Below are 10,998 nucleotides of genomic sequence, written 5' to 3' on the forward strand. Positions count from 1 at the left end.
CCCCTGGCCCTTCCTGCTCGGGCCAGGGGGCGGGGCCGGTCCGTTTCCGGGCGGTCCGCCGGGGGCCGGGTCAGATCCCGGCCGGCTCGCGCTGCGGCTCGGCGGGGGTCTTCGGGGGAGCGGCGTCCTCGGACAGTCCCACCCGGCCGTGCAGCCGCCGCAGCGCCTTCGGGGCGTACCAGGCACCGCGGCCCAGCAGCCGCATCGCGGCCGGGACGAGTACGCCGCGCACCGCGACCGCGTCGATCAGGATGGCCAGCCCGCTGCCGAGGCCGAACATCTGCATGAAGCTGATCTCGCTGGTGGTGAAGGCGAACAGGCTCACCGCCAGCAGGCCGGCGGCCATGGTGACGATCCGCCCGGTGCGCGACAGCCCCCGGGTGACGGCGGTGGAAGTGTCCTCGCCCGCGTCGTGCAGCTCCTTGATCCGGCTGGTGACGAAGACCTCGTAGTCCATCGACAGGCCGAAGACGATGCAGAACAGCAGCACGGTCATCGAGGTGTTCATCGGCATCGGGGTGAAGCCCAGCACCGAGGACAGGTTGCCCTCCTGGAAGATCCACACCATCGCGCCGATCGCCGCGGCGAGGCTGATGGTGTTGAGCACCAGCGCACGCAGGGGCTGCACCACACTGCCGGTGAACAGGAACAGCAGGGCGAAGGTGGTCAGCGCGACCCAGGTGATCGCGGCGGGCAGCCGGTCGCCGATGGCGGCCTTGGTGTCCACCAGATAGGCGTCCGGGCCGCCGACCAGGGCCTCCACACCGCCGGGGGCCTGCACCGCGCGGATGTCGCGCACCAGGTCCTCGGCCTCGCCGGATCCGGACTCCACCTCGGTGGCGGCGGTCAGCCGCTGGGCGTCGTCCCGGCCGAGCGATGCGTTCACCGGGCCGGGCGGAGCGGCCTCGCCGTCCTGGTAGGTGCCGGACGACGCCTGGACGCGGGCGACGCCGTCGACGCGGGAGAGGGCGGTGGCGTAGGCGTCCAGATCGGCGGTGTCCACCGGGCCGGTGGTGACGATCTGGACCGCGGAGGTGTTGTCGTCGCCGAAGTCCTCCTCGATGGCGGTGGCCACCTGGCGGCTGGACGCGTTCTCCGGCAGCACCCGCTCGTCGGGGTTGCCGAAGGACGCGCCCAGCAGCGGGCTCGCGGCGAGCAGCAGCACGGCCAGGACCGGCAGCGCGGTGAGCGCGGGGCGGCGCATCACCACCGAGGCCAGGCGGCCCCACACCGGGGCGTCGGGCCGGCGCACGGCGTCCGCCCAGGGCAGCCGTCCGCTGTTGACGCGGTGGCCCAGCACCGCCAGCAGAGCGGGGACGACCACCAGCGCGCCGATCGCGGCGATGGCGACGACACCGATCCCGGCGTAGGCGAAGGAGCGCAGGAAGAAGGGCGGGAAGAGCAGCAGCGCGCCGAGCGCGGCGACGACGGTGGCGGCGGAGAAGGCGATGGTGCGGCCCGCGGTGGCCACGGTGGTGCGCAGCGCGTCGGGCACCTCGTCTCCCTCGGTCAGCCGCTCGCGGAAGCGGCTGACCAGCAGCAGGCCGTAGTCGATGCCGAGACCGAGGCCGAGGGCGGTGGTGAGGTTGACCGAGAAGACCGAGACGTCGGTGATGCTGCCCAGCACGTACAGCTCGGCGAAGGTGCCCATGATCGCGATCAGACCGATGGCCAGCGGCAGCAGCGCGGCCACGACGCTGCCGAAGGCGATCACCAGCAGGATCAGGGTGATGGGCACGGCGATCGCCTCGGCGATCGCCAGGTCCTTGGAGATCTGGGAGGTGATGTCGCTGGCGACGGCCGCCTGGCCGCCGGCGCGCACGGTGACGGCGCCCCGGTCGCCGGACCACTTCTCGGAGAGCTCCTCGGCGCGGTCGGTGCGCTCGGTGCTGTCGCCCTCGATGTGGGCGAGGACCAGCGCCTGGTCGCCGTCGCGGGAGGTGAGCGCGGAGCCGCCGGCGTCCCAGTAGGAGACGACGCCCGACACGCCCGGTTCGTCCTTCAGTCCGGTGACGACCTCCTGTCCGGCCCGTTCGGCGGCGGGGGAGTCCAGGCGCCCGCCGTCGTCGGCCCGCACCAGCAGGACGAGGTTGGTCTCGCCGCCGAACTTCTCGTCGATCAGGGTCGCGGCGCGGCTGGAAGGAGCGTCGGGGTCCTCGAACCCGCCGCTCTGGAGTTTGCCGAAGGCGCCGATGCCCATGGCCCCCATGGCCAGTACGGAGACGAGGGCGGCCAGCAGGACCGCCCGGGGGCGGCGCAGTACCAGATCGGCGATCCACGACAGCATGGGTTCTTTTCCCTCTCGTCACCTGAGTGCGTGCGCCACAGGATGTTTACGATGTTAACTTGGACTGTCGCAGAGGATGCGAACACTGTCAACATCAGGCAGTATCGAACGATGCGGACCGAAGGAACCGGAAAGAGCGGCTACCACCACGGAGATCTGCGCAACGCGCTCATCGAGGCGGCGACGGACCTCGCGCGCGACGGGGGACCCGAGGCCGTCGTGCTGCGCGCCGCCGCACGGCGGGTCGGAGTCTCGCCGACGGCCGCCTACCGCCACTTCACCGGCCAGGGCGACCTGCTGATGGCGGTCAAGGAGCAGGGGCAGCGCGGTCTCGCCGAGACGATGGAGCGGTCGGCCGCCGTCGGCGGCGCGGAAGGAGGCGGGGCGCGGAACGCCGGAGAGGCGGCCGAGGAGCGGGTCAAGGCGCTCGGCACCGGCTACATCGAGTTCGCGCTGACCGAGCCCGGCCTGTTCCGCGCGGCCTTCTGCCGCCCCCCCGAGGCGGCCGACGGAAGCGGCGACCTCGGCCCGCAGGAGGAGCGGTCCCATTGGATGTACCGCTCCTTCCGGCTGCTGGCCGAGGCCCTGGACGGGCTCGTCGCCACCGGGCGGATGCCCGCCGGGCGGCGTTCCGGCGCCGAGACCACCGCCTGGGCGGCGGTGCACGGCCTGGCGGTCCTGCTGCTGGACGGCCCGCTGGGCCGGCTCTCGCCGGAGCGGCGCGACGCCCTCGCGGCCGGAGCCCTGGACACGGTCATCAGGGGCTTCACCGCACCGGAGGGACAAACCGCGACCCGCCCCGGCGGACCCGCGGCGAAGAGCGCCCCGGCGTACGACGTAAGCTGATCCGGTCCCGCCGGGCGGCTCAGCCGGCACCCGGTCGGCCGAGTGCCGGGCCCGACCCGGGGCACGCCCGAAATATGATGTTCCGTATCGCGGGCGGCGCCCGGCGGCCATGGGCACGGACGGCCAGGTGACGCCGACGCCCGGGTGCTGTCGGTTCGGAGAGACGGAGAGGTGACGGCGAATGACAGCGGGCGGCCCCCGGTGACCCCTGCGCGGGACGCGCACAGCCGCGCAGTCCTGGACAAGGCGGCACGCGAGAACTTCCCCGTCGCTCCCCGCTTCCTGCCCCGCGCCTGGCGGGACGACCTGATGGCCGTGTACGGCTGCGTCCGCCTGCTGGACGACATCGGCGACGGCGACCTGCCGCCCGGCGGCGCCGACGCCGCGCTGCTGGGAGCGGATCCCGGCCGGGCCGGCGACCGCGACGCCCTGCTCGACGCCTTCGAGGCCGAGCTGCACCGCGTCTTCCGCACCGCCCGCGATCCGGGCGGCGCGGCCCGGCACACCCCCCGTCACCCCCTGCTGTACGCACTGGTGCCGACCGTGCGGCGCCACGCGCTGACCCCCGAGCCGTTCCTCGCCCTGCTCGAGGCCAACCGGCTGGACCAGAAGGTCCGCCGGTACGGCACCTGGGAGGAGCTGCTGGGGTACTGCGAGCTGTCCGCCAACCCCGTCGGACGGCTCGTCCTGGCCGTCACCGGCACCGCGACCCCCGAGCGCGTCCGCCGCTCCGACGCCGTCTGCACCGCGCTGCAGATCACCGAGCACCTCCAGGACGTCGCCGAGGACCTCGCGCTGCGCGACCGGATCTACCTCCCCGCCGAGGACCTGGAGCGCTTCCGCGTCACCGAGGCCGACCTCGCCGCGCCCACCGCGAACGCCTCGGTGCGCGCCCTGGTCGCCTGGGAGGCACGGCGCGCACACGAACTGCTGAACGAAGGAGCCCCGCTGGTGGCCAGCGTCCCCGGCATACCGAAGATCCTCATCGCCGGATTCACCGGCGGCGGCCGGGCGGCCCTGCGGGCCCTGCGCTCCGCCCGGTACGACGTCCTGGGCGGCACCCCGCGCCCCGGGAGGACCGGCGTGCTGCGCGAGACCGCGGCCGTCCTGGGAGCGGCGAGGTGAGCCCGGCGGCGAGGCGGAGCGCGAACGCCGGGCGGGCCGCACGGCAGGCGCCACCCTCCCCGCAGGTCTTCGCCGCCTACCGCTACTGCGAGGCCGTCACAGGAGAACAGGCCCGCAACTTCGCCTATGGCATCCGGCTGCTGCCCACCGCGCGGCGCCGGGCGATGTCCGCCCTGTACGCCTTCTCGCGGCGCGTGGACGACATCGGCGACGGCCCGCTGGAGAAGGAGGTCAAGCGCGCCCGGCTGGAGGAGACCCGCGGCCTGCTCGATCTCGTCCGCGCCGGAAAGGTCCCCGACGACGCCACCGACCCGGTCGCCGTCGCCCTGGCCGACGCCGCGGAGCGCTTCCCGATCCCGCTGGGCGGGCTCAACGAGCTGATCGACGGCGTCCTGATGGACGTCCGGGGCCGCGCCTACGAGACCTGGGACGAGCTGAGCGAGTACTGCCGCTGCGTCGCCGGCGCCATCGGGCGGCTCTCCCTGGGGGTCTTCGGCACCGTACCGGGCGTCCCGGGCGCCGGCCGCGCCCCCCACTACGCCGACACCCTCGGCCTCGCCCTGCAGCTGACCAACATCCTGCGCGACGTGCGCGAGGACGCCGCGGAGGGCCGCACCTACCTGCCCCGCGAGGACCTGGCCGCGTTCGGCTGCGACACCTGGCTGGACCGTCACGTGCCGCCCGCCGGCGCGGACTTCGCCGGACTGGTGCGTTTCGAGGTGGACCGTGCCCGCGCGCTGTTCGCCGAAGGGCTGCGGCTGCTGCCGCTGCTGGACCGTCGCTCGGCCGCCTGCGTGGCGGCCATGGCGGGGATCTACCACCGGCTGCTGGCCCGCATCGCCCGTGACCCCCACGCCGTACTGCGCGGCCGGGTGTCCCTGCCCGCGCGCGAGAAGGCGTACGTCGCCCTGCGCGGCCTGTCCGGGCTCGACGCGCGGCTGGCCGCCCGCACGGCACCGGGAGGGAGCACGACGTGACCGGCGCACCCGACCCGCGCGCCGTCGTCGTCGGCGGGGGGCTGGCGGGCACCGCCGCCGCACTGCGCCTGGCCGACGCCGGGGTGGCCACCACCCTGGTGGAGAGCAGGCCCCGGCTGGGCGGACTCGCCTCCTCCTTCCGCCGTTCCGGCGCGGCCGGCGAGCTGACCGTCGACAACGGCCACCACGTCCACCTGCGCTGCTGCACCGCCTACCGCTGGTTCCTGGAGCGCATCGGCGCGAGTGCGCTGGCGCCCCTCCAGCCCCGCCTGGACATCCCCGTCCACGACGCCGCGCGCGGCACGACCGGCCGGCTGCGGCGCACGGCCCTGCCCGCGCCGCTGCACCTGGGCGCCTCCCTGGCGCGCTACCCCCACCTCTCCCCGGCCGAGCGGCTGCGCGCGGGGCGGGCCGCACTGGCGCTCGGACGTCTGGGCAGGATCGACCCCGGTGACCCCGCCCTGGACTCCCAGGACTTCGGAAGCTGGCTGCGCCGCCACGGCCAGTCCCCCCGCGCGGTACGCGCGCTGTGGGACCTGGTGGGCGTGGCCACCCTCAACGCCCGCGCACCGGACGTCTCGCTCGGGCTGGCCGCGATGGTCATCGGCACCGGCCTGCTCAGCGACCCCGGCGCGGCCGACATCGGCTGGTCCCGCGTCCCGCTGGGGCACCTGCACGACACGCTCGCCGCCGCCGTACTGGAGAGGGCGGGCGTGCGCGTGGTCCGGCAGGGCCGGGTCCGGGAGCTGACCCGGGAGCCGGACGGCGCCTGGCGGGTCGCGGTGGACACCGGCAAGCGGCGTTCGGCGGAGGGCGACCGGACCGGCCGGGCCGGGGAGACGCTGCGGGCCGGCACGGTCGTCCTGGCCGTCCCCCAGCGCGAGGCGCACCGGCTGCTGCCCGAGGGCGCCGTGGAGGAACCGGAGCGGCTGCTGCGTATCGGTGACGCGCCGATCCTCAACGTCCACGTGGTCTACGACCGCAAGGTGCTCCACCGTCCCTTCCTCGCCGCGCTCGGCACCCCCGTGCAGTGGGTCTTCGACCGCACCGCCGCCTCCGGGCTGCGCACCGCTCCGGGAGGGGCCGCGAGCCAGTACGTCGCGGTGTCCCAGTCCGCCGCGCAGGACGAGATCGACCTGCCGGTCGCCGTGCTGCGCGAGCGCTACCTTCCCGAACTGGCCCGCTTGATGCCCGCCGCGCGCGGCGCGAAGGTGCGCGACTTCTTCGTCACGCGGGAGCGCGCCGCCACCTTCGCCCCCGTACCCGGGGTCGGACGCCTGCGCCCCGCCGCCCGCACCGGTGCGCCGGGGCTGTGGCTGGCCGGGGCGTGGACCGCCACCGGCTGGCCCGCGACGATGGAGGGCGCCGTGCGCAGCGGGCTGACCGCCGCCCGGGAAGCGCTGACCGCACTCGGCCGCCCCCACGACGACATCTTCCAGGAGGCGGCGTGAGCACGACACCGAACGCAGAGGAGACCCCGTGACCCCGGCGACCCCGAGGCCCCTGACGGACACAGCCGTCGACACCGCGAGCGTCATCGAGCTGCTGGAGCGCGGCCGCGCCCTCGCCACGCCGATGCTGCGCGCCGCCGTGGCGCGGCTCGCACCGCCGATGGACTCCGTCGCCGCCTACCACTTCGGCTGGACCGACGCCCAGGGCAACCCGGCCCGCGGCGACGGGGGCAAGGCGGTGCGCCCGGCGCTGGCCCTGCTGTCGGCCGAGGTCGCGGGCGCCGAGCCCGCCACCGGCGTCCCCGGGGCGGTGGCCGTGGAACTGGTCCACAACTTCTCCCTGCTCCACGACGACCTGATGGACGGCGACGAGCAGCGCCGCCACCGCGACACCGTGTGGAAGGTCCACGGCCCGGCGCAGGCCATCCTCGTCGGCGACGCCCTGTTCGCGCTGGCCGGCGAGGTGCTGCTGGAACTGGGCACCGCCGAGGCCGCGCGTGCCACCCGCCGCCTGACCCTGGCCACCCGCAGGCTCATCGACGGGCAGGCGCAGGACATCTCCTACGAGCACCGGGAGAAGGTCACCGTCGCCGAGTGCCTGGAGATGGAGGGCAACAAGACCGGTGCGCTGCTGGCCTGCGCCACCTCCATCGGCGCGGTCCTCGGCGGGGCCGACGAGGCCACCGCCGACGCCCTCGAGGCGTACGGCCACCACCTTGGCCTGGCATTCCAGGCCGTCGACGACCTGCTGGGCGTCTGGGGTGATCCGGCGGCGACCGGAAAGCTGCCCTGGAGCGACCTGCGGCAGCGCAAGAAGTCCCTGCCGGTGGTCGCGGCCCTGGCCGCGGGCGGCCCGGCCGCCGACCGGCTCGGAGAACTGCTGGCCGCGGACGCCACCAAGAGCCAGCGGGAGTTCGAGGACTTCGACGAGGAGGAGTTCGCGACCCGCGCCGGGCTGATCGAGGAGGCCGGCGGCCGTGAGTGGACCTCCCAGGAGGCCCGCCGCCGGCATGCCACCGCCCTCGCCGCACTGGACGGCGTGGACATGCCGAGCCGGGTGCGCGAGCAGTTCACCGCCCTCGCCGACTTCGTCGTCGTCCGCGAGGGCTGACCCGGCCCGCAGCACCGGCGGGGCGGCCGGGATCCGGACCCACCCACGGCCCCCGGCGGTCAGAGCTCCAGCAGACGGCCGCGCAGCCGCTCGCGCAGGCCGGGGGTGAGGCCGAGCCCTTCGGAGAGATAGGGCTCCACCCCGCCCCAGGTGTCGGTGATGGTGTCGAACGCCGCGTGCAGATAGGCGGGGCGGACCTCGAAGAGGGGCGCGATCAGCTCTCTGACCTCGGGCGACATCCCGCCGCCCGCGTCGGGGGAGCGGTGGATCCGGTAGCGGCGGTGCGGGGCGTTGGACTCCAGGTAGTCCGACTCGATCGCGTCCCGCTCCACGTCCAGCGCCAGCAGCGTCACCGCGATCGACAGTCCGGCCCGGTCCTTGCCCGCCGCACAGTGCATCAGGGCGGGCACGCTCTCCTCGGCCAGCTCCCGCAGCAGCCGGCCGTGCTCGGCGGTGCGCCGCCGGACCATCAGCCGGTACGAGGCCACCATCCGGGCCTCGGCCTGTCCGTCGCCGAGCAGGGACCGCAGCAGCGGCAGGTCGCCCTCGCGCACCATCGTCCAGAACTCGGCGCCCTCGGCCGGGTCCGACAGCGGGATGTTCACGTTCCGCACGCCCGGCAGCTCCACGTCCGGGCCCTCCAGAGCCTGGTCGGCGGAGTTGCGGAAGTCGAAGACCGTGTGCAGGCCGAGCCGGGAGAGGAAGACCGTGTCCTCCTCGGTGGCGTGCGCCAGGTGCCCGCTGCGGTAGAGCGCGCCCCGGCGCACCCGCCGGCCGTCGGCGGTCGGCAGACCGCCGACGTCGCGGAAGTTGCGCACCCCCGTCAGCGTGGGCTCCACGGTTTCCGATGTCATGGACACTCCTTGCTTCGGCCTTCCTTCGGCCGTGCTCCGGTTTTCCTCCGGGCGTCCGGGGCGGCGGAGCCGGTACCCCACCCGCCGCACAGCCCCACGCCGGCCACTGCGACCCTACGGCATGGGGGCGGGGAAGGGATGGGCTTGCGCGAGGACTGGGCGGAGGTACGGGGGACCGGCGGTGGAGGTGGACGCGGGGACGTACCGTGATGGCGACGAGCGCTCCCGCGGTCTCGTCCGGCCCCGGTGACACCTGTGTCCTCCGGTCCGGGAAACCGGCCGGCCGTGGGCCGACATCGAGTCGCACGGCGGCGACGCCTTCGTGTCCGCAGGCCCCTCCAGGCCGGCCTACCACGGCGTCCCACGCGTCCGTCCGGGCACCGCGTGGCCCGGGACCGGACTGCGGGAACGGCCTGAGGTGACGGTCCGGGCACGGTAACTCACCCCTGGCGAACGAGAGTTATGATCGTGTCGCCCTTCCTCACGGGGCGCGGCGATGTTCTCACTCGTCGGGGGCCGCCGAGGGGGGTGACCACGTCGGCACACCCACGCCCCCGCCGGGTGACGGTCAGCGTCGCGGCGGCGCCACGAGAGCCGGTGAGCGCACCGGCCCGCCGAGACGACCTCAATGTTCCGAGGACCGCGATGCCCGAGCCCCCGAGCCGCGCCGGCCGCCGCGGGCCCCGGGGACGGCGGGGGAGCCCGCGGCCGGGCGGACTCCCGGCCTGACGGCCGCCTTCCGCCGGGGCGCCGGCCTCGCGGAGGGAACCGACGACAGCACCACCAGCCGGCCCGGTCAGTCCCGCGCACGGCTCTCACCCCCCAAGGAGAAGAACGCGATCATGGTGAGCGATGCCCCCGTCGGCCGGACGACCGACCTGTCCTTGCTGCTGACCGGTCTCGTCCAGCGCGTCCCGCACACCCGCGGTGCCCTGCTGCTGTCCTCCGACGGCCTGGTGAAGGCCGCTCACGGCCTGGACACCGACACCGCCGACCACCTGGCGGCGCTGGCCTCGGGACTGTACTCGCTGGCCCGCAGAGCCGGCATCCGCTTCGGCAGCGGCGGAGGGGCGCGGCAGGTGGTCGTCGAACTCGACACCGCGCTGCTGTTCGTCTCGGCCGCGGGATCCGGCGTGTGTCTGGCCGTCCTCGCCGGGAGCGAGGCGGACGCGGCCGTCCTCGGAGACGAGATGGCGAAGCTGGTCAAGAGCGTTCGCCCGTATCCGGCCGCACCGGCGCGGCACTGACGGACGCCGGAACCCGAGGAGAACCCGTGGCCGGACGGCCCGACGTACCGGCTGCGCGGCGGGCGGAAAGGTCCCGTTAGACGGGAGCGTGGGCGGGGAAGGGGCCTTTCCGACCCGCCGACACCGAGGAGCGAGACGACGTGACGCTGCGAGCGGACGCCACCCGGGCCCAGGACGGACTGCCCGTCGCCACCTACACCTGGCTCCCGGCGGAGGGAAGCCCCCGCGCGCTGGTGCAGATAGCGCACGGCGCGGCCGAACACGCCCTGCGTTACGACCGGTTCGCCCGTTTCCTGGCCGGGCACGGCTACGCGGTCGTCGCCTCCGACCACCGCGGCCACGGTGCCACCGCCGAACACACCGGCGGGTACGGAGTGGTGGGGGAGAGCGGGTGGCGGGCCGTGGTGGAGGACCTGAAGACGGTCGGCGACCGGCTGCGCGCGGAGCTGCCCGGTGCGCCCCACGTCCTGCTCGGGCACAGCATGGGCTCCCAGCTCGCCCGCGACTTCGCCCAGGAGCACGGCGGCGGACTGGCCGGGCTCATCCTGTCGGGCACCTTCCGCTCGCTGCCCGGCGCGGAGCCGCAGGCGGCGGTGGAGCGGCTGCGGGAGGAGACCGACCGCGGCGGCCGCGCCGCGCTCTCGGACTTCGTACCCGCCCTCTTCGGCTCCTTCAACGACCCCTACGAACACCGCACCGGGTTCGAGTGGCTCTCCCGTGACGGGGCCGAGGTGGACCGGTACGTCGCCGACGAGCGGTGCGGTTTCCCCTTCAGCGCCGGACTGGCGCTGGACTGGGTTCTGGGGGTGCGCAAGACCAACGACCCGCGGCAGCTCGACCGCGTTCCGCGGGACCTGCCGGTGCACATCGCGGTCGGCGACCAGGACCCCTGCCACCAGGGCATGACGCTGGTGTACGAACTCCTGGAGGACTTCCGCTACCTGGGCCTGCGCGATCTGACCTGGCGGGCCTACGGGGGCGCCCGGCACGAGATCCTCAACGAGACCAACCGCGACGAGGTCCAGGCGGACTTGCTGGCCTGGCTCGACGGTCGCGTGTGAAGCGGCGCGCGGGGCGGGGGCACGCGACCGGCCCCGCGC

The 10,998-nt window shown here is 74.8% G+C and carries 9 protein-coding genes; 7 read left to right on the forward strand and 2 right to left on the reverse strand.

What is annotated here, in order from left to right; all coding sequences use genetic code 11:
- Positions 1–70 precede the first annotated feature (70 nt).
- Entirely contained in the window at positions 71–2,287 is a 2,217-nt protein-coding gene (locus AC2CJA_RS18380; RefSeq protein ID WP_484603791.1) for an MMPL family transporter, read from the reverse strand.
- A gap of 111 nt (positions 2,288–2,398) precedes the next feature.
- On the opposite strand from AC2CJA_RS18380, the gene AC2CJA_RS18385 reads away from it, so the two are divergent.
- The 5 genes from AC2CJA_RS18385 to AC2CJA_RS18405 all read left to right on the forward strand — a co-directional run bounded on the left by AC2CJA_RS18385 (position 2,399) and on the right by AC2CJA_RS18405 (position 7,797).
- Positions 2,399–3,133 carry a TetR/AcrR family transcriptional regulator gene (locus tag AC2CJA_RS18385; protein ID WP_484603792.1) on the forward strand — a complete coding sequence of 245 codons (735 nt, stop codon included), beginning with the start codon at positions 2,399–2,401 and terminating at the stop codon, positions 3,131–3,133.
- Between the two features lie 201 nt (positions 3,134–3,334).
- Complete coding sequence (gene hpnC / locus AC2CJA_RS18390; RefSeq protein ID WP_484603793.1) at positions 3,335–4,258, forward strand: squalene synthase HpnC; 924 nt, start codon at positions 3,335–3,337, stop codon at positions 4,256–4,258.
- Positions 4,255–5,235, forward strand: a complete 981-nt coding sequence (gene hpnD, locus AC2CJA_RS18395; RefSeq protein ID WP_484603794.1) for a presqualene diphosphate synthase HpnD — start codon at positions 4,255–4,257, stop codon at positions 5,233–5,235. Before hpnC ends, hpnD begins: the two co-directional genes overlap by 4 nt.
- Complete coding sequence (gene hpnE / locus AC2CJA_RS18400; protein WP_484603795.1) at positions 5,232–6,686, forward strand: hydroxysqualene dehydroxylase HpnE; 1,455 nt, start codon at positions 5,232–5,234, stop codon at positions 6,684–6,686. The genes hpnD and hpnE overlap by 4 nt, the downstream gene beginning before the upstream one ends.
- Before the next feature lie 28 nt (positions 6,687–6,714).
- Positions 6,715–7,797 carry a polyprenyl synthetase family protein gene (locus AC2CJA_RS18405; protein ID WP_484603796.1) on the forward strand — a complete coding sequence of 361 codons (1,083 nt, stop codon included), beginning with the start codon at positions 6,715–6,717 and terminating at the stop codon, positions 7,795–7,797.
- A 59-nt stretch (positions 7,798–7,856) separates the two neighbouring features.
- Here AC2CJA_RS18405 and AC2CJA_RS18410 read toward each other — a convergent pair whose 3' ends face one another.
- Positions 7,857–8,651 (reverse strand): tyrosine-protein phosphatase, encoded by a 795-nt coding sequence (locus AC2CJA_RS18410; protein WP_484603797.1) that lies wholly within the window; start codon positions 8,649–8,651, stop codon positions 7,857–7,859.
- Between the two features lie 842 nt (positions 8,652–9,493).
- On the opposite strand from AC2CJA_RS18410, the gene AC2CJA_RS18415 reads away from it, so the two are divergent.
- Positions 9,494–9,898 (forward strand): roadblock/LC7 domain-containing protein, encoded by a 405-nt coding sequence (locus AC2CJA_RS18415; protein WP_484603798.1) that lies wholly within the window; start codon positions 9,494–9,496, stop codon positions 9,896–9,898.
- Positions 9,899–10,038: 140 nt separating this feature from the next.
- A complete protein-coding gene (locus tag AC2CJA_RS18420; protein ID WP_484603799.1) occupies positions 10,039–10,959 on the forward strand; it encodes an alpha/beta fold hydrolase in 921 nt (306 codons plus the stop codon).
- Positions 10,960–10,998 lie beyond the last annotated feature (39 nt).

This window comes from Streptomyces sp. ATLC9 (assembly GCF_057196705.1).

Bases quoted from the DNA above. Each gene is read 5' to 3' on its own strand.
- AC2CJA_RS18380 (WP_484603791.1), bottom strand. From the start codon at position 2,287: ATGCTGTCGTGGATCGCCGATCTGGTACTGCGCCGCCCCCGGGCGGTC.
- AC2CJA_RS18385 (WP_484603792.1), top strand. From the start codon at position 2,399: ATGCGGACCGAAGGAACCGGAAAGAGCGGCTACCACCACGGAGATCTG.
- AC2CJA_RS18410 (WP_484603797.1), bottom strand. From the start codon at position 8,651: ATGACATCGGAAACCGTGGAGCCCACGCTGACGGGGGTGCGCAACTTC.
- AC2CJA_RS18415 (WP_484603798.1), top strand. From the start codon at position 9,494: ATGGTGAGCGATGCCCCCGTCGGCCGGACGACCGACCTGTCCTTGCTG.